Raw genomic sequence first — 19,037 nt, 5'->3', positions numbered from 1 at the left:
AAAAAGAAACCTAATAAGTTTAAAACCCATCAGGTTAATATATGTTTAATCATCTGCTAGTTCAAAGCCTTCAGCTTGAACTTTATGCATCATACGTTCATTATCTTCAGCGCCATGAGTCAATCGTTTCAATGGCTTTAAAATTAAAATAAATACAAGTCCAATAATAATAGTAAACACAAATATCCCCATAAACACGGTGTATTCACCAAAATCAGAAGCAAATTCACCAACAACACCAGCAACCTTATTTCCTAAACCAGAAGTAGCAAAATAAACACCCATCATTAAAGAAGCATATTTAGCAGGAGCTAACTTGGTTATAAAAGAAAGAGAGACAGGTGAAAGGCACAACTCACCAATAGTATGAAAAAAATAAGCAAGAACTAACCATATCATACTAGAAGTTCCTGATCTTTCAAATTCCATAGCAGCAAAAACCATAAACAAAAAGCCAAACCCCATAATAATAATACCGATGGCCATTTTAAATAATGATGATGCCTCATTGCCTTTCAACTTTCTTGAAGCCCAATAACCAGCGACAAGTGTTGCAAATAATATAATAAAACCTGCGTTTAGGCTTTGAAACATAACTGTTGGAATTTCCCACCCTAAAAGAACTCTGTCTGTTTTAGTATCAGTGTATAAATTCATCAACCCTCCAGCTTGTTCAAATGCTGCTCCAAAAATTATAACCATAATAAATGATAGTAATAACACTACAAATCGATCTTTAAAAATTTGAGACTCCAAATCTTTATAAATCATCATCAATAGAGAAGTAATCGTTGTTAAGAATAAAAATAACAAACCATAACCCCAATCCATTTTATACCACCCATAAATTGATAAAACGAATAAAACCCCAGCTATCAATAGCTGTTTAGGTGAGTGTAATAATTTCCCATACAATTTAGCATAAGAAACATGATCAACATCGTTCTTGGTTGAAACAAAATCACCTACAAGAGTCAAGTATTTTTGACCTGCAATATAATTAATCAAACCTAAAACCATCACTATCCCTGCCAAACCAAAACCTGCATGCCACCCCCATTTTGCTACAACACCACCAACAATCATAGTTGAGAGAAAAGCTCCTAAATTAATACCTATATAAAATATACTAAACCCTTTATCTCTCCTTATATCTCCTTCCTTATAAAGACCTCCTACCATGGTAGAAATATTGGGTTTTAATAAACCAACTCCTAAAATAACCAATCCTAAACCTGTATAAAAAGCCCAAATATCAGTTAACACAAGCACTCCATGCCCTAAACATAAAGTAATAGAACCAAACAACACAGCCTTTTTCTGACCAACTAATTTATCGGCTATCATACCTCCAATAATACACATTACATAAACCAACATGGTATACCAGCCATATAATGCTAAAGCCTCTTTATTTGTCCACCCTAAACCAGCCCCCCTTACATCATCACCAAGAGTAGAGGTTGTCATATACAACACTAATAAAGCACGCATTCCATAATATGAGAAACGTTCCCACATTTCGGTTAAAAACAACACGTACAATCCTATTGGTTGACCAAAGAGTTCTCTTTGATGCGGTTTCAATATTGTATCTGACATAAATTTATGGTTAGTTAATATTAAGTTATTTTTTAATTACATTAGCTTTTAATTCACCTTTCTAACTCCTCTAAGCTTTGTTCGATGAAGTTAATGATTTTTTAATATACATTTATACCATTATTAAATACTGCATAAATATGTTTGATGTATAAAAAACAAATATTAAATTTATTTGACTAAGAAATTTACCCCCCATCACTTTGCTTCTAGTGATAAAATTACAATTAAAAAAAGTACAAATATAAAAGGAGAATTTTAGGTATTCCATTAAAAATGATATTTATTTCGCAAAACGATGTCAAGTTTACTAAAATTTAAGTAAAAAACCTTTTAAATTAACACTTAAATATTTTCAAATTTAAAACATGCTTTTCTATTTTCATGCGAAGAGTGGTATCTTTGCTTTGTAAATTAACATTTTATGAGTAAATCTATTGCTGGTTTTTCAAAACTATCAAAATCTAAAAAAATTGATTGGATTGTTGAAACTTATTTTTCTAATGCCGAAGAAGCTAAAGGGATCTTAAAACAATATTGGAATACCAACGAAAAACTACAACAGCTACACGACGAGTTTATTGAGAACACCATTACCAATTACTATTTACCACTTGGTGTGGCGCCTAATTTTTTAATAAACGATACATTATACACCATCCCCATGGCTATTGAAGAAAGCTCGGTAGTTGCTGCAGCTAGTAAAGCTGCTAAATTTTGGATGGATCGAGGTGGTTTTAAAACAAAAATTATTTCGACAACAAAAATTGGTCAGGTACATTTTATGTTTTACGGCGATGTAGAAACATTAAAAAGCTTTTTTAATAACGTAAAACCAAAACTAATAAAAGATGCCACACACATAACCAAAAACATGGAAAAGCGTGGTGGCGGTATTTTAGATATTGAATTACGAGACAAAACACAAGATATAAAAGGCTATTACCAACTACATGCATCATTTGAAACTTTAGATGCTATGGGTGCTAATTTTATTAATTCATGTTTAGAACAATTTGCTAAAACTTTTAAAAGTGAAGCTTTAGTTTTTGATGCTTTTTCTGCTGAAGAAAAAAACATTCAAATAGTTATGAGTATACTTTCTAACTATGTTCCAGACTGTTTAGTTCGTGCCGAAGTAAGTTGTAAAACTGAAGATTTAAATGAAAACAACACTATTTCTTCTGAAGAGTTTGCTAATAAATTTGTTCAAGCTGTAAACATTGCTGAAGTTGAACCGTACAGAGCTGTAACTCACAACAAAGGCATTATGAATGGTATTGATGCTGTTGTTTTAGCTACAGGTAACGACTTTAGAGCTGTTGAAGCTGGTGTACATGCATATGCATCAAGAAACGGAAAATACAGTAGCTTATCGCACGCTAAAGTTGAAAACGGCATATTTACCTTTTGGATGGAAATTCCTTTGGCATTAGGTACTGTTGGCGGACTTACAGGCTTACACCCGTTAGTAAAATTATCGTTAGAATTATTGCATCATCCAAGTGCTAAAGAGTTAATGCAAATTGTTGCAGTTGCTGGTTTAGCTCAGAATTTTGCCGCTTTACGATCGCTTATAACAACTGGAATTCAAGAAGGACATATGAAAATGCACTTGATGAATATTTTAAATCAGTTTGAAGCGACTGCTATTGAAAAGGAAACGCTAACAGAACATTTTAAAAATAATACAGTATCACACAGTGCGGTGGTTAAAGCTATTAAAGATTTAAGACTTAAGAACAACAATTAGCGAATGCAGAAGTACTATAGCAACGGAAAACTTTTACTTACTGCAGAATATGTGGTTCTAGATGGCGCTTTATCGCTTGCTGTTCCTACAAAGCAAGGACAATCATTAACTATTGAATCTATTGATGAACCTAAAATTATTTGGACAAGTTTAGATGAACTTGGCTCTACTTGGTTTGAAGATACTTTTTTAATAGAGCAAATTACTTCTGGTTTTTCAAACCCTAATAATGCTATTTCTGAAAGAGTCATTCAAATTCTGAATGCCGTAAAAACTCTAAATCCTAATTTCTTAAATACAAATAACGGATTTAAAATAACCACGTCGCTTACGTTTCCAAAAAACTGGGGGCTGGGAACCTCTTCTACTTTAATAAATAATGTTGCGCAATGGGCAAATGTGGATGCTTTTGAATTGCTTAAGCTAACTTTTGGTGGTAGCGGCTATGACATTGCTTGCGCACAAAACAATACTCCAATCACTTATCAATTACAAAAGGAAAACACAGTTATAAATCCGGTTAATTTTAATCCGACGTTTAAAGAACACTTATATTTTGTTTACTTAAATAAAAAACAAAATAGTCGTGATGGCATTGCAACTTACAAGGCTAATAAAAGTAATTTAGAATCTGTTATTTCTGAAATAAATGATATTACAACAAGTATGATTAGCTGTAAAACTTTAGACACTTTTGATGCTTTAACTAAGCAACATGAAAGCTTAATTTCTAAAATAACAAAACAAGACACTGTAAAAGATGCATTGTTTAAAGATTTTAATGGCTCTGTAAAAAGTCTTGGAGCTTGGGGAGGCGATTTTGTTTTAGTTACTGCGAAAGAACATCCTGAAAATTATTTTAAGAATAAAGGTTTTGAAACTATAATCTCTTATGAGGATATGGTTTTGAAATTTTAAGCATGTTTTTCATAAATTAAAAAAAGGGACTTCGATGTTTTATCGAAGTCCCTTTTTTGCGTTAGGGATTGAAGCATTTGTTGAAGCTCTTTTTGTGTTGTTGCACATATGCAACACAAAAAAGCGACTGCTGAAAGCCCGACCTGTTCCTGAACTAAATTCAGGATAAAGGTAACGCCCTAATTATATTTTTAGCTATACAAAGCTTTATATGTTGCGCATGCTCTATAATCTGATGATTCTGGATCCATACCAAAAGATGCCCAGGCACTTGGACGGAATATTTTATCTTCGGACACATTATGCATATTCACAGGAATTCTTAACATGGAAGCCAGCGTAATTAAATCGGCTCCAATATGCCCGTAGGTGAACGCACCGTGGTTGGCACCCCAATTTGCCATAACGCTATAAACATCTTTAAACGCGCCTTTGCCCGTTAAATTTGGCACAAACCAAGTGGTTGGCCATGTAGGGTTGGTACGCTCGTTTATTGTATTATGTACATCTTCGGGAAGTTCTATGGTTTTTCCTTCGGCAATTTGCAATACAGGTCCAATTCCTTTTACAATATTAATTCGGCACATGGTTACTGGCATACCGCCTTTTGTTTTAAAGGTAGATGAAAAACCGCCGCCTCTAAAATACTCTAACATACCTGGTCCCCAAGTGGTGTTTTCTAAACATTTTTCTACTTCGTTTTCGGTGATATCCCACCAAGGTTTCATAGCAGGTTTACCATCAATTTCTTGTTCTCCTGTACCATCTAATGCTGATGCTCCAGAATTTATAAGATGAATAAATCCGTTTGAAGCATCGCCTGTTAAAGTATGCCCCGTAACACGTTTTACGGCATCTGGACTCCAATAAGTACGAACATCGCTAAATATTTGTGCAGCACCTGTTATTAAATGTCCGAATAACATAGAGATACCATTTAAACTATCGTTTTCTGTGGCGAACATAAAAGGTTGCCTAATGCCATTCCAATCGAAAGAGGATGTTAAAATTGCTTCCATAAAGTCGCCATTAGGGAAATGATCTGTCCATTGACGTTGCCCCTGAAAACCTCCAGAAATAGCGTTTCTACCTAAGGCTTCTTCGGCATAACCTATGTCTTTTAATTTAGGATTGCCTATCATTAAATCGCGACAAATTAATGCCATTTTTACAACAAACTCCCAATCTTTATCTAATTCGGCTCTTGATTTCTGTCTGTCTTCCGGATTATAATCTTTACCTTCTTTACAGTTTGCTTTTGCCCAAGCGAGTGCTTTTGTAAATTCTTCTTTATCGTAAATTTCTTGTTCTATACGTCTAATAAATTCAGACATATCGATATTTTCACAACGCATACCTAAATAGCTTTCGAAGAAATTAGGATCTAGAATGGAACCTGCAATTCCCATAGAAACAGATCCCATAGATAAATATGATTTCCCTTTCATAGTTGCTACTGCTAATCCTGCTTTTCCAAAAAGGAGTAATTTTTCTTGAACATCTTCAGGAATACTGGTATCATCGCTATCTTGAACATCTCTTCCGTAAATACCAAAGGCTGGAATTCCTTTTTGATTATGTCCTGCTAAAGCTGCTGCTAAATAAACAGCTCCAGGACGCTCGGTTCCATTAAAACCCCAAATAGCTTTCGGTATTGAAGGATCCATATCTATAGTTTCGCTACCGTAGCACCAACAAGGTGTAACCGTTAAACTAACACCAACACCTTCTCTTGAAAATTTATCGGCAGATGCTGCTGCTTCTGCAACGCCACCAATACAGGTATCTGAAATGACACATTCTACTTTACTGCCATCAGCATGTCTTAAATTTTTAGACAAAAATTCAGCTGCAATTTTTGCCATATTCATAGTTGATGTCTCAAGAGATTCTCTAACACCATCTAATCTACCATCAATAACAGGTCTGATGCCTATTTTTGGTAAATGCCCAATTAAATTTTTATAATTCATTCTTAATATATTTTATTCAATCTTAAAATTAGGAAGACTGATTTTTAGGTTTCATAATCATAGTCACTAAAAAGCCAACAAGAAAAATAGCAATAGTTCCAAATACAATAGTTAAATATGTATGAAATGATGCGCCAACAGAATCTTCACCAAAAATAGTTTCAGAAAATGTTAACCAAAGAATTACTAATATACCAGCAATCATTCCTATAATAGCACCTTTAGCATTTTTTGTTTTTGAAAAAATTCCTAAAAGAAATAACCCTAACATACCACCACTAAAAATTGATGACAATTTCCACCAAGCATCTAATGCACTCTTTACATTTATCATAGCAATGGCAATGACTATACCTATAATACTAATAATTATTGACGATATATAAAGTACTTGCATACTTCTTTTTTCGGAAGCATTTTGTTTAAAATATTTATTATAATAATCGGTTAAAAATACAGTTGCCGAACTATTAAAACTTGTAGAAATCGTACTCATTCCTGCTGCAAAAATAGAAGCAATCATTAACCCTGTTAAGCCTGATGGAAGGGCATTGACAATAAAATGAGGAAATACTCTATCAGCTTTACTAATATCTTGAAGTGCCAAAGGCAATGTTTCAGCAGAATTATAATATCCATAAAGTGCTGTTCCTATAAAAAGAAAAAGAGCCGATATAGGTAAATATATTAAACCTCCAACTAAGGCAGATCGTTGTGCTTCTTTATCAGATTTTAAAACCATATAGCGTTGTACATAGTTTTGATCGATTCCGAAATTTTGAAGATTAATAAACACTCCATAAACTAAAACCACCCAGAATGTTGGTTTAGATAAATCTAAATTAAAACTTCCTAAGCTAAATTTATCATTCTCAGCTGCAATAGTAAATATTTGTGAAGGTCCTTCGGGCATACTAAAAAGCATAAAACCAATACAAACAAAAGCTCCCGCAATTAATATAATACCTTGAATGGCATCTGTCCAAAGTACCGCAGTAATACCTCCAAGCATAGAATATACAGCAACTATTAATCCTGTAAACACAATAATAGTAGCAATATCCCAACCAGCTATGGCATTAAGTGTTAATGCTAGCAAATATAAAATAGTCCCTATCCGCATTAATTGAGTAAGCAAATAGCAAATAGAAACATAAATTCTAGCCCATGGACCAAAACGTTGCTCCATAAAAGTATATGCTGACGGACTATTAATCTTTCGATATAACGGAACAAAATATTTAACTGCAATTAAGGTTGCAATGGGAAGTGACAAACTAAAAACCAATGCACTCCAATTAGACTGAAACGCATTTCCTGGTAAGGCTAAATAACTAATACTACTAACAAAGGTTGCAAAAATGGACATGGTTACTACCCAAGTTGGAATATCTTTATTTCCTAAAGTATAGGATGAAGATGTTCTGTTTTTTTTAAAGAAAGAACCTCCAAAAAGTGCAATTCCTCCTATGTAAACAAAAAAAACTACAATATCGATAGTATTCATTAATGCTAATTTTATTAGTTAGTTATGTTGGCAAACTTTACATAAGTGTCTTTAACTTGGTTAGAGTTAAATTTTACATTTAATTACAACACTTTTGCTATTTCTATTTCAATGCGTTTAATATTTTTAACAACTTCTGCCATTTCTTTTTCTTTAAAAGTATTAAATGGCGGAGCAATATTAGCTTCAATGATTCCCAAAGCTCTAAGAGCTCCTTTCATTCCTTTTAAATAACTAGAACCATACGAACCTAAAGTATAAACTTTAGTTGCAATCTCCATAACTAAACTTTGTAATACTTTAATACGAGCAAAATCTTTAGCTAATGTTGCTTTATAAAGTTCTACATACAACTTTGGAAAAAGATTAGAACCTCCATTAACGCCTCCGTTTCCTCCCATTAAAACAGTTTCTGAAGTGATTTCTTCAGGACCAACCAAAAGGGAAAAATCTTCTTTAGCTTTTAACAAATAACAAAGTGACTGAAAATATACGGTATTAGCAGAACTATCTTTTAAACCAATAATATTTTTATGCTCAGCTAAACGAACTACTGTTTCTCTATCAATATTAACTTTAGTATGTGAAGGCATATTGTATAAGAAAAGTGGTAAGGTAAGTTGATCGGCAAGACTCCAATAATATTCGAATAATTCTTCTTGTCCTAATCCATAATAAAACGGTGGCGCAGCAACAACTGCAGTAACTCCAGCTTTATGAGCAATAGATGCCAAATTAAGACTTTCCTCTATGGAAGTATCTGATATACCAACAAAAACCGGAATTCTGTTATTAACAATTTTACAAGTTTCAACAATAAGCTGTCCGCGTGTTTTGTAACTTAAACTCGTTGCTTCACCTGTGGTTCCAAGAATAAACAAACCATGAACACCACCTGCAATAATATGTTCAATTAATCTATTAACGCCTTTTAAATCCAAAGATAGATTATCGGATAATAATGGTGTTACCATTGGAGATATAATCCCGTTTATCATTTGCTTTATATTGTAAATTTTATTTAAAATAACCTTATATCTTTATTTATAGTTTTGTAAAATAAAAATATTTGGCTCACTACTCTTTCAAATATATTATATAAAGCTTTAGTATTGTTATGGAATAGACCTTTGGTTTTTTGTTTAAAACAAAGACAAAAAAAAGCCAAACTTAAAAGTTTGGCTTTTTTACACATAGAAATTCTACAATTTCATATATATCATTTTTACTGAATTTGCGTTTTAGCTCTATTATCTTCAATAACTGAAGCTTCTTTTAAAGCATTATATAGTTTAGATGAAACAACATTTATTTTTTGTTGTTCAACTCTGTTAGCAGCAGCTTGATAATTATCTAATTCTACAGCAGGAGTTATTTTTGTTACTTGAACCATATAAACACCATTTGTACCATCAATCAATTTAGATGTTTCGCCTTCATTCAATCCGAAAGCTGCTCCAACAACTAAAGGCTCTCTTCCTGCTCCAGAAATAGTTGGTGTTTTCATGTTAATAGCTGATGCAGATCTTACTGTTGTATTTTCTGCAGCTGCTAAATCTTCTAATGTAGTAGCAGAAACTCTATCTCTAATCATTTGTGCTTTCTTTTCTTTTCTAATAATTGGTAAAACACTAGCTGTAGCATCATCTGCAGACATTAATCCTTCTTCATGTTTTGCTACTAATTGTGCAATAACATAACCGTTAGGAACACTAAAACGCTTTACATTTCCAATTTCAGCATCTTCTTCAAAAGCCCAACGTACAATTGGTCTTTGACTTCCAACACCTGGTATATTTTCGTCTAATACTTTTATACCATTTACTGGTTTTACTGTAAATTTACTTTCTTTAGCTACTTCTTCAAAATCGTTTTTACCAACTGCAATTTCAAAATTAGAAGCATCTCTAAAAATTTTATCAATTGTTTTTTCAGAAGGCTCAATTTCTCTAGCTATTGTTCCTACTTGCACTGCTCTCTTTTTGTCTTTCTGACCTTCAATTTCCATAATATGAAAACCAAAAACAGTTTTAACAACTCCTAAATCTCCTACTTTACCTTCAAATTCGAAATCGTTAAATTCAGGAACCATCGTATTATATGCATGCCAATCGTAACGTCCTTCTTTTTCTACACTTCCTTTATCAGAAGAAAACTCTTTTACAAATTCAGGGAATTTAGAACGATTTGATTTTAAAACTTTTAAAAGACTATCAGCAGTTACTTTTGCCTCAGCTTCAGTTTGAACAACATCTTGTCCTGCACTTTGAGAGCCAATGAATGGTAATAATATGTGTCTTACTTTTACTGAATCTGGTATTTGCTTAATAGCGATTAATTTTGATATTTTAAAATATCCGTTATCCTTGTATGGTCCAAAAACTTCACCTTCATTTAAATTATAAATACTATCTGCAACAGCTGTAGGTAAATTAGATTTAAACACAAAACGCTTATCAAATTTAATATCCGAATTAGCATTGATAAAATCTTCATTATTTGTGGTATTCAAAAAACCAACAATATTTTCATTTACTTTAGAAGCTTTATTGTATTCTACTTTATCTTTTAAAAGCCCTTTTAAGTCTGATTTTATAGCATTTTCATCTTCAATACTTGGTACTTCTTTAAACTCTACAAACTTGATGTCTCTAGAAGCATCAACTTCATATTTCTTTTTATTTTTACTAATATAGTTTTCTATATCAGATTTTGAAACCTTTACAAGACTATCTGCAATTGAAGAATATGCTACTTGCACAAACTTAATATCAACTTTATTTCCTTCCAACTTATGTTCTAATTCGCCTTCTGCTAGTGTTCCTGTTAACCCTGCTTTAACCATGTTAAAGTAGTTTTGTTGTAAACCATTAGCCGCTATAGATTTTTCGTAATTAACCCAACCTTCAAAACCTGCTGGCGAAGTTTCTTTTAAATTAGCTATATACTCGTTTAATTTATTTTCATCAAACAACCCTGCTTCATTTAAAAATTGTGGATTTGTTGCTAAAGCCGTTTTTAACAAGTCTCTCATTTGATCTTTCTCTACAGTAATCCCTAACTCTTCAAATTGAGTTCCCATAACTGCTTGTCTTACCTCTTGATCCCAAACTCTATTCATTACCTGAGTACTTGTTGCATTAGGACCTGCTTGTCTTTGTGCAGCTTCTACTTTTTGCAAAAAGTCTTCACGTGTAATATCTTTACCATTTATAGTAGCTACTATATTTTGCGATTTTGCTGTAAGCGCATCACCGTTTTTAAATAAATCTGCTAATACAAAAGAAAATAACGCTAAGGCTATAACTATGATTAAAAATAGTGAACGTTGTCTTATTTTATTTAAAACTGCCATTGGTATGTTGAATTTTTATAAACCCTTTTTTTGGATTTAACTTGTTAAATTGGTTATCAATTAATTAAAATTGACGAAAATATCGTGCGCGAAAATACCATTTTCTATTTAATAATAAAAGCAGAAAGATGCATTAATTATTTTAATCGTAATAGTTTTAATCTTCATCTAAAAGTTTAAGCTGTACCATGTCGATTTTTGTGTTGGACACTTCTAATATTTCGAATTGAAAATTATCTATTTTTACAACCTCATTCTGCTCTGGAATTTCTTCTGTATGGTTAACAACTAAGCCTCCTAAAGTTTCATAATTCTCGCTTTCTGGAAGGCTTAATTTATATACTTCATTTATATAATCGACTTCTAAACGTGCTGAAAACTTAAATGTACATTCATCTATTCTCTCTTCAATTAAATCAATAGTATCATGCTCATCTTCAATTTCTCCAAACAACTCTTCTACAATATCTTCTACAGTCATTATACCAGATGTGCCACCATATTCATCTAAAACAACCGCAATACTCTTTCGTTTTTTAGTAAGCACATTAAGTACATCTTTAATAAGCACAGTTTCAGGTACAAACTCAACAGGCATCATCATAGACTTAATATCTTTTGTTTTTTTAAATAACTCAAAAGAGTGAACGTAACCTAAAATATCATCAATAGTATCTTTATATACTAATATCTTGGTACGCCCTGTTTCTGTAAAAAGTGCATTCAAAGATTTTATAGAATCGTTAATTTCAACAGCTATAATTTCTGTACGTGGTATCATAACTTCACGTGCTTTAACTTCAGAAAACTCTAAAGCATTTTGAAAAATTTGTATTTCGCTATCAACATCGTCATGTTCTTCAACAGACTCCATTTGCTCAGATATGTAATTAACTAACTCTAGTTTAGTAAATGCGAGTTGAATTTGATCGCCTTCTGTTTTAAAAAAAGTTTTCAGAATAATATCTGATATCCAAATAACAAAACCTGAAACAAACGTAAACAAGACATAAAAAATATATGCTGGAATAGCCAAAGCCTTAATTAATGAATTGGCATAAATTTGAAAAAAAACCTTAGGCAAAAACTCTGCAGTAATTAATATAACAATTGTAGATATAATAGTTTGTGTAAGCAAACTAAAATCGGTTAACATAACATCTATAAAAGAATAAGGTGTAGGCACCAGTGACTGAAACCACTCTACCAATAAATCTCCCATAAAAAAACCATAAATTACAAGTGCAATATTGTTTCCAATAAGCATGGTTGTAATAAATTTAGATGGTTTTGCTGTTAACTTTGCTAATACTTTAGCTAATATCCCTTCTTGCTTTTTTTCAATTTCAATATGAATTTTATTCGAAGATATATACGCAATCTCCATTCCTGAAAAAAAAGCAGAAAGAATTAAAGATACAATTATAATAAGCACATAAATACTCATTTAGTTTTGCCTGTCTTTGTCTTGATATTTTCTTCTAAACTTTTGTCTGAAGAAATACATAAAAACAGCTAAAGCAGCTAATCCTAAAGAGATATATGCTCCATTAGTACCGTCATTCCATTTTGAAACACCATCATATATAAATAATGCGGCAAAAACTAAATATGCGTATTGAAAAATTTTAGAATATTTCATTTCTATTTTTATTTAATAAACACAAAGATAGACAAAGAATCTTTTTAATCCTCTACTGCAATATCTGAATCATTAAATTCTATAATTTCTAACTTTTTAAACTCTTTATCAGTATCTAAAACATTTCCTTTAAGTACAGATCCATCATGAGTTTTAAAGACAAAAGGAACATTAGTAAACAACCATTTTTTTTTAGGTTTATAATATAGTTGCTCTGTAAATAATGTATCGTTATCAGAAGTAATAATTTTTACATTTTTTTGTAAATCTATTAAGCTTGTTTTTTCATAAACTATAGCATAATCAGAAAGTATGGTGTGTTTTCTATTACTCTCATCAAAAACATATAATGTAACACCTTCTACAAATTCTCGATAAGGGAAGTTTCGATTAGTAAAGTCAAGCATTTTAGTACTTAATAAATTTGCTGCTACACGTCCTGAATCTGTATATTTTACATTAAAATTTTCTGCAATAGTAGTAGGTTCGTTTTTAGAAACTCCTACTTGCTGGACCTTTTTTAAACCGTTAGTGCATGAAAAAAACATAGTCACAGTAAATACTGTGACTATGTTTATAATATATATGTTTTTTAAACTCATTCTTAATTATGGTACTGTAACAGAAGAATTAATCCAACATCCTATTTTAATAGTTTGTCCTGAATTTGCAGCCGTAAAAATATCTGCTTTTGATGGTGCCTTAGCTACATAATTTGCAATAGATTTTCCTGCTGCCTTTTTTAAAGTAGGATCTACACGTGATGCTTTTCTAGCTTCGTCTGCCGCTAACCAATATACTGCTCTTTTATTAAAAGTTGTATCTCCACAGCTATTAGCACTTGCAGCATACATAGCAGCTATTGCCATATAAGGTCTTCCATTTGAAGGATTTAACGAAAGTGCTTTTCTAAAATAGCCCCTAGCTTGTCCAAATCTTCCTTTCTTTTTAAGAATTAAACCTATTCTGTAGGCTAACTTAGATTTCTTAAAAGAATCTGTTTCTAAATCATATGATTGATTAAAATAACTAATAGCCTCAGTTTCTTTACCATCTTTTAATAATAAGCCACCAACAAAATACTTAGTATCTGCAGAAGGTGCTTCTTCATCATAAGCTTTAACTAATTGGATATAAAGAGGATCATCAGTACATTCTTTATTATACATTCTACTTACAGCACGTTTTAACCAAATAGCATTATGTCTGTTTTCTTCAAAATCTCTTTGGTACAATGGAATTAAATTCTCGCAATTTGCTCTTTTCCCTAACTTGCTATCAATACTTCCAGAAATTTGTGTGTAAGCTTTTAAATAACTTTCGTAAAACTTTTTATATTTTTTCTCTTTACTTGTTATAGCTGTTCCAGCATCTTCTTTTTCAATAAGCTTATTAAGCTTCACTGAATAATTTTGAATCTCAGAATCTATTTTTTCAACAATGTCATCATATTTATTAAATAAATCTTTAGCAGGTTTTTTTCCAGCATCAAACATATCTACCATTAAAGAAAAATAAGTATACAAACTTTTAGGGTTTGTAAATGTTTTTTCGTCTAATTTATATGCTGCATCAAAACACTCATACAACTCTTCTTTACTTTTGTGCAAAACATCTTTATTATCATACATTAATTGACATGACATTGCAGCATATTTTCCTTTTGGAGTTTTACTAGCAAAATGAACACCTTTTTGTTCCCAAAGCTTTATTAAATCATTTATATAAGCTTCCTTATCTGCTCCTGCAGCTTTTTCAATTTTGTCTTTTAATATTTTTTCACCATCTACATATATGGCATTATTAAACTTTGGACACTTGTTTCTTACTGCCATCCATGGCTCATAAGCTGCGTCATAATTTTTTGCTTTTACATATTCGTGAAATATGGAAAGTTTAGTCATGCACTCTTCATCTTGCTGCGCAAAACTTATGTTTAATCCTAAAAATAATAATATTAATAATGTAATTTTCGCCTTCATGTTAATAATTTTAAGCTGTTAGTCAAATTTCCTTTTCTGAAACCATCTATCGTTCAAAGATAAACTTAATTGGAAATTAATAAAATTCTCTTGTATTAAATTACTGTTCGTTGTACCTCTTTTTCCAATCTCGAAACCTAAATTCGCATTAGATATTCCGTTCCCTACTGGTAAACCTACTCCAAAAGATATGCCAAACTCGTTTATTGACTCAGCATTTATATTTAAACCTGTTTTTTCGTAACGTATTCCACCTCTATAAATAACTCGTTTTAAATAACTTGAAAAAGAATTATATTGTGGTATATAAAAACCTCCAAGAGAGAAAGTAGTAGCATCTTCATATTGCGTAGTAGCACTGCTATACAAAATATTAGAAAAATTACTTGTTTTTTGAGATGTATATTCTGCTCCTGCAAACCATTTTCTTGGCTTTCCTACCCCTGCTCCTATTGAATACTTTGATGGCAATACCAAATCTGTTTCTAATAAACCTAAACCTTCTAAATCTACATCAATATTACCAACGGCTAACTCTTGCCCTGTATTTATAGTTGATGATGTTACTGTTGAAAAGGATCGTTCATTTTTTGAAACCAAAGTGCTTTCTGGCGTAAAAGCAAAAGCAGAAACAAATTCTAACTTTTCAGTTAACATGGTTTTATAAGATAAACCCAAATTAAAATTTAATCCACTTAAATCCGATCTGTTATTTTCACGAGACTGGTATTGGGTTAAACTCCCATCATTATCATATAAAAACTCAATAGTACTATTTTGAATGTTACCAAAATTATAATGAGCATCTATACCAATACTTAATCCTTCTATAATTTGATATCCTAAACCAAGAAACGCTTTATTAAGACCTCCTTCTCCTGTAAATCTATTCGAAATATCTCCAGATGTATTTAGAGACTCTAATTTATAACCAACCGAAGTAAATGGCATCAACCCAAAACCAAAACCAAATTTACCCATAGGAACGGATAATGCTAAATAATCAAAAGTTGTTGTTGATGCTTTAGCGTTTCCAGAATTACTTTTTAAATCTAAACTTGAATATGTAGTACCTACAGTAAACTTAACCGGCCTGCTTTCTCCACTAAATGGATAGGCATCAATATTTTTACCAGCGTAAGACGCTGGATTTCTTAAATTCACATGAATACTATCCATATAAATGCTCAAACCTCCCATACTTCTGTTTTCAACTGTGCCTTTAAATTTAAGGCTTCCTATACCATAAAATGAATAAGGAGAAGCTGTACCTTCTTGGGCATAACTTTGAATTGCGAAAACAGCAATAAAAACTATTACAAGTTTTTTTATCATGAGTTTATATTAAATTGTAAAATAAAATTCAGTCCCTCTAAAAGAAAATTAGAGTTCGCAAATATGCTACTTTTTAATTGTTTAGACAAGAAATTAGTGTCTCCTCCTGTTAAAATAACTGTTAAATCAGGATATTTTAACTTATATTTTTGAATTGCGCCATCAATTTCAAATAAAACACCATTTACAACACCAGAGTGTATAGATTCTTCTGTAGAGTTTCCTGTAATAGCATTTGGAATTTCTAAATCTAATAAGGGTAAGTTAGCAGTTAAATTATTTAATGATTTATAACGCATTAGTAAACCAGGAGAAATAGCGCCTCCAATATACTCATTGTTAGAATTAATAAAATCGTAAGTAATACAAGTACCAGCATCTATAATAAGTACATTTTTTTCTGGATATTGACTAATAGACGCTCCAATCAAAGCTATTCTATCAACACCTAAAGTTTTGGGCGTTATATAAAGATTTGTAATGGGTAATTTTGTGCTAGAATCTAAAATCAATAAATTAAAAAGCTTTTTAATAACTTTAACATCGTCTTCTTGCAATCTACCAACAGATGAAATAATAGCATACGTTAATTTATTATATTTATTATTAATAGCAATAACATGCTTCAAAAACACATTGATTTCTACAACCTTTTTAAACTTTAGCTTATTTTTGCTATAAACTGCTAGTTTAACAAAAGAATTCCCTACGTCTATAATTAGATTCATAAATTTTAAAAGCTATAAATTTACAAAACGAAGTATAATAATTATTCATATTTAACTTATTATACTGATTTCAAAACAGATAAATAGTATAAAATAAAAAAACACAAAATAAGATGCATTTTTTATAAATTTATCTTGCCGAATAACAAAAATCAATATATATTTGCAACCGCTTTGGCGAGGTACCTTAGCTCAGTTGGTAGAGCAAAGGACTGAAAATCCTTGTGTCCCTGGTTCGATTCCTGGAGGTACCACAAAAAAATCCCGAAACTTTATGTTTACGGGATTTTTTGTTTTCTAAACAAATTATTGTTTAAAACATATCTTAATTTAATACAACTCGTTTCTGCCAAGATTTACCTTTAGAAGATATTTTTAATATATAAACACCTGCTGTAAAATCATTAATTTTTGTCTCATTCATTCCTGTTTCTAGGTTATTAAATTCTTTAACAACTTGTCCCATTGAATTAATCATCAAACCTTTGTAATCATTTAACCCTTTTGCATTTAATTGAATAAACAATTTATTCTTAACAGGATTTGGCCAAACTTTAAATAAATTTTCAAACTCATCATTTTCAACAGAAAGTGGATCTTGGTATGTAAATTTTAAAATTGATCCAGGATTATTTAAACTAGAAACAACATTCATACTAGATTCGTCAGATGTTTTACCAGAAGAATCTGTAATTATATATATAGACTTACCATCTGGAGATACTTCAATATCTCGATATCTATTTTGTGTGTAGAAAACTTGTGTAACATCATTTCCTTGAACAGAATTTCCTTCTGAATTCAATTTTATTCTGTATACTCTACCTCTTTTTAAACTTGTAACCAATAAAGAATTATTCCATGAAGAAATCGCATTATTTTCATAAATAGCTATACTTGATGGAGCAATATTAGGGCGACACATCCAAGCATCAGTACAAGAAGGATCTTGAGGCGTATCAGGAGTAAATAAAGACATTAAAGGATCTTGATAATTAGACTCTACAAAAGCCGTTTCATTAACGGCATTACAAATAGCACCATCTTGCAAGTTATCTTTTAAACCCGCAACATATGGCCACCCATAATTTTTTCCTGAATCAATAATATTAACTTCATCATCAGAACTTGGTCCGTGCTCACTTGAATATAACTTCCCGTTACTACCTAAAACAATTCCTTGAGGATTTCGATGACCATAGGTGTAAATATGACTTCTAACTCCATTTAAAACAGGATTGTCATTTGGTATCGTTCCATCAACATTTAATCTCAATACTTTACCGGGATATTTAGACCAATCTTTAGAATCTATCTCTTGCTGGCTTGGTAAAAATTGTGCTAAATTAGAAACACAGTCTTTATTTCCCTGATCACCAATCGTGTAATAAAGTTTATTATCAAAACCAAAAATAAGCCTACCAGAATTATGATCATTATACGCTGGTAAATTTTCTATTAACAATACAGGTGTATCTAACACACCATCATTATTAGCAACACTATATGTGTAGCGCACTATTTTTTGTTTTAAATCAGATTTATTAGTTCCTATTGAATAGGATAAATAAACATAAGGGCTTCCTGTTAAAAAATCTGGATCAAAAGCAAAACCTAAAAGTCCATCTTGTCCTCCTGTAGAAAAAGCATCTGAAATATCAATCAATTCATCTCTTAAGGCCGTTGCCGGATTAATCCTTACAACTTTACCTGAAACCTTTTCACTTACCCATAAATAATTATCAGGGCCATAATTTAAATCAAAAGGAATATTCAATAAATTATTTGAACCTATTTGAGTCATGACAAAATTTTCATTTTGTGCTTGACAAACAAAGCCTATCAAAAGGACGAAAATTAGTCGAAAAAAGTTTGAAAAAATCATATACTATAATTGATTAAATTAAAATAGAAAAAATCTGAATTCATTATAAATTTAATAAAGGATACCTCTTAAATAATACTCTAATAAGACAAATATTAATTAATTAATAATAATCTAACTAAATTTTTAATCAATGACCAATTATATAAATACTTATTAAGAATTAATTAGGCTTTAAATAATATTTTAAAATAGAATATGAAGATAATAAATAGAAGTTTCACAAAAGCTAACCACTACTATCGCTCCCGCAGGAGGTATCAGCTAGAGTTCGTATTAATTCAAGAGTCGTTTAATGTCTACTATATTTTAGATTAGAGCAAAAAAAATCCTCATCAAATAAATGATGAGGATTTA

General features: G+C 31.2%; 14 protein-coding genes and 1 tRNA gene. 3 read left to right on the top strand and 12 right to left on the bottom strand.

The window, feature by feature from the left end; all coding sequences use genetic code 11:
- Positions 1-45 precede the first annotated feature (45 nt).
- Complete coding sequence (locus tag ACH5TW_RS00475; protein WP_439334510.1) at positions 46-1,602, bottom strand: peptide MFS transporter; 1,557 nt, start codon at positions 1,600-1,602, stop codon at positions 46-48.
- 424 nt (positions 1,603-2,026) lie between these two features.
- Between ACH5TW_RS00475 and ACH5TW_RS00470 the strand changes: the two genes are divergently transcribed.
- Both ACH5TW_RS00470 and ACH5TW_RS00465 read left to right on the top strand, forming a co-directional pair.
- Positions 2,027-3,355, top strand: a complete 1,329-nt coding sequence (locus tag ACH5TW_RS00470; RefSeq protein WP_439334509.1) for a hydroxymethylglutaryl-CoA reductase, degradative — start codon at positions 2,027-2,029, stop codon at positions 3,353-3,355.
- A gap of 3 nt (positions 3,356-3,358) precedes the next feature.
- Positions 3,359-4,273 carry a GYDIA family GHMP kinase gene (locus tag ACH5TW_RS00465; protein ID WP_439334508.1) on the top strand — a complete coding sequence of 305 codons (915 nt, stop codon included), beginning with the start codon at positions 3,359-3,361 and terminating at the stop codon, positions 4,271-4,273.
- Between the two features lie 191 nt (positions 4,274-4,464).
- Here the strand turns inward: ACH5TW_RS00465 and ACH5TW_RS00460 are convergent, their stop codons facing one another.
- From ACH5TW_RS00460 to ACH5TW_RS00415, 10 genes are all read right to left on the bottom strand, one after another.
- Positions 4,465-6,246 carry an L-fucose isomerase gene (locus ACH5TW_RS00460; RefSeq protein WP_439334507.1) on the bottom strand — a complete coding sequence of 594 codons (1,782 nt, stop codon included), beginning with the start codon at positions 6,244-6,246 and terminating at the stop codon, positions 4,465-4,467.
- A 28-nt stretch (positions 6,247-6,274) separates the two neighbouring features.
- Positions 6,275-7,753 carry a sodium:solute symporter family protein gene (locus ACH5TW_RS00455; protein ID WP_439334506.1) on the bottom strand — a complete coding sequence of 493 codons (1,479 nt, stop codon included), beginning with the start codon at positions 7,751-7,753 and terminating at the stop codon, positions 6,275-6,277.
- An 83-nt stretch (positions 7,754-7,836) separates the two neighbouring features.
- A complete protein-coding gene (locus ACH5TW_RS00450) occupies positions 7,837-8,751 on the bottom strand; it encodes a dihydrodipicolinate synthase family protein (protein ID WP_439334505.1) in 915 nt (304 codons plus the stop codon).
- 227 nt (positions 8,752-8,978) lie between these two features.
- On the bottom strand, positions 8,979-11,108 hold the full coding sequence (locus tag ACH5TW_RS00445) for a peptidylprolyl isomerase (protein ID WP_439334504.1): 2,130 nt from the start codon (positions 11,106-11,108) through the stop codon (positions 8,979-8,981).
- Positions 11,109-11,265: 157 nt separating this feature from the next.
- Entirely contained in the window at positions 11,266-12,555 is a 1,290-nt protein-coding gene (locus tag ACH5TW_RS00440) for a hemolysin family protein (RefSeq protein WP_439334503.1), read from the bottom strand.
- Positions 12,556-12,750 carry a hypothetical protein gene (locus ACH5TW_RS00435; RefSeq protein ID WP_439334502.1) on the bottom strand — a complete coding sequence of 65 codons (195 nt, stop codon included), beginning with the start codon at positions 12,748-12,750 and terminating at the stop codon, positions 12,556-12,558. It abuts the gene before it with no gap.
- Positions 12,751-12,794: 44 nt separating this feature from the next.
- Positions 12,795-13,352 (bottom strand): LPS export ABC transporter periplasmic protein LptC, encoded by a 558-nt coding sequence (gene lptC, locus ACH5TW_RS00430; RefSeq protein ID WP_439334501.1) that lies wholly within the window; start codon positions 13,350-13,352, stop codon positions 12,795-12,797.
- A gap of 6 nt (positions 13,353-13,358) precedes the next feature.
- Entirely contained in the window at positions 13,359-14,732 is a 1,374-nt protein-coding gene (locus ACH5TW_RS00425) for a tetratricopeptide repeat protein (RefSeq protein WP_439334500.1), read from the bottom strand.
- 18 nt (positions 14,733-14,750) lie between these two features.
- A complete protein-coding gene (gene bamG, locus ACH5TW_RS00420) occupies positions 14,751-16,067 on the bottom strand; it encodes a BamG family beta-barrel-assembly machinery protein (protein ID WP_439334499.1) in 1,317 nt (438 codons plus the stop codon).
- Complete coding sequence (locus ACH5TW_RS00415; protein WP_439334498.1) at positions 16,064-16,795, bottom strand: type III pantothenate kinase; 732 nt, start codon at positions 16,793-16,795, stop codon at positions 16,064-16,066. The genes bamG and ACH5TW_RS00415 overlap by 4 nt, the downstream gene beginning before the upstream one ends.
- A 181-nt stretch (positions 16,796-16,976) precedes the next feature.
- On the opposite strand from ACH5TW_RS00415, the gene ACH5TW_RS00410 reads away from it, so the two are divergent.
- Positions 16,977-17,049 (top strand) — tRNA-Phe (locus ACH5TW_RS00410).
- Between the two features lie 71 nt (positions 17,050-17,120).
- On the opposite strand, the gene ACH5TW_RS00405 is transcribed toward ACH5TW_RS00410, so the two are convergent.
- Entirely contained in the window at positions 17,121-18,680 is a 1,560-nt protein-coding gene (locus tag ACH5TW_RS00405; RefSeq protein WP_439334497.1) for a glucose/sorbosone family PQQ-dependent dehydrogenase, read from the bottom strand.
- Positions 18,681-19,037 lie beyond the last annotated feature (357 nt).

It is taken from the genome of Thalassobellus sediminis (genome assembly GCF_044386045.1).
Classification (GTDB): Bacteria; Bacteroidota; Bacteroidia; order Flavobacteriales; family Flavobacteriaceae; genus Thalassobellus; species Thalassobellus sediminis.
This window is presented reverse-complemented; position numbering and strand designations above follow the sequence as displayed.

Coding starts and splice junctions, on each gene's coding strand:
- ACH5TW_RS00470 (WP_439334509.1), top strand. CDS start 2,027: ATGAGTAAATCTATTGCTGGTTTTTCAAAACTATCAAAATCTAAAAAA.
- ACH5TW_RS00475 (WP_439334510.1), bottom strand. CDS start 1,602: ATGTCAGATACAATATTGAAACCGCATCAAAGAGAACTCTTTGGTCAA.
- ACH5TW_RS00415 (WP_439334498.1), bottom strand. CDS start 16,795: ATGAATCTAATTATAGACGTAGGGAATTCTTTTGTTAAACTAGCAGTT.
- ACH5TW_RS00465 (WP_439334508.1), top strand. CDS start 3,359: ATGCAGAAGTACTATAGCAACGGAAAACTTTTACTTACTGCAGAATAT.
- ACH5TW_RS00450 (WP_439334505.1), bottom strand. CDS start 8,751: ATGATAAACGGGATTATATCTCCAATGGTAACACCATTATTATCCGAT.
- ACH5TW_RS00440 (WP_439334503.1), bottom strand. CDS start 12,555: ATGAGTATTTATGTGCTTATTATAATTGTATCTTTAATTCTTTCTGCT.
- ACH5TW_RS00455 (WP_439334506.1), bottom strand. CDS start 7,753: ATGAATACTATCGATATTGTAGTTTTTTTTGTTTACATAGGAGGAATT.
- ACH5TW_RS00445 (WP_439334504.1), bottom strand. CDS start 11,108: ATGGCAGTTTTAAATAAAATAAGACAACGTTCACTATTTTTAATCATA.
- ACH5TW_RS00405 (WP_439334497.1), bottom strand. CDS start 18,680: ATGATTTTTTCAAACTTTTTTCGACTAATTTTCGTCCTTTTGATAGGC.
- ACH5TW_RS00460 (WP_439334507.1), bottom strand. CDS start 6,246: ATGAATTATAAAAATTTAATTGGGCATTTACCAAAAATAGGCATCAGA.
- ACH5TW_RS00425 (WP_439334500.1), bottom strand. CDS start 14,732: ATGAAGGCGAAAATTACATTATTAATATTATTATTTTTAGGATTAAAC.
- lptC (WP_439334501.1), bottom strand. CDS start 13,352: ATGAGTTTAAAAAACATATATATTATAAACATAGTCACAGTATTTACT.
- bamG (WP_439334499.1), bottom strand. CDS start 16,067: ATGATAAAAAAACTTGTAATAGTTTTTATTGCTGTTTTCGCAATTCAA.
- ACH5TW_RS00435 (WP_439334502.1), bottom strand. CDS start 12,750: ATGAAATATTCTAAAATTTTTCAATACGCATATTTAGTTTTTGCCGCA.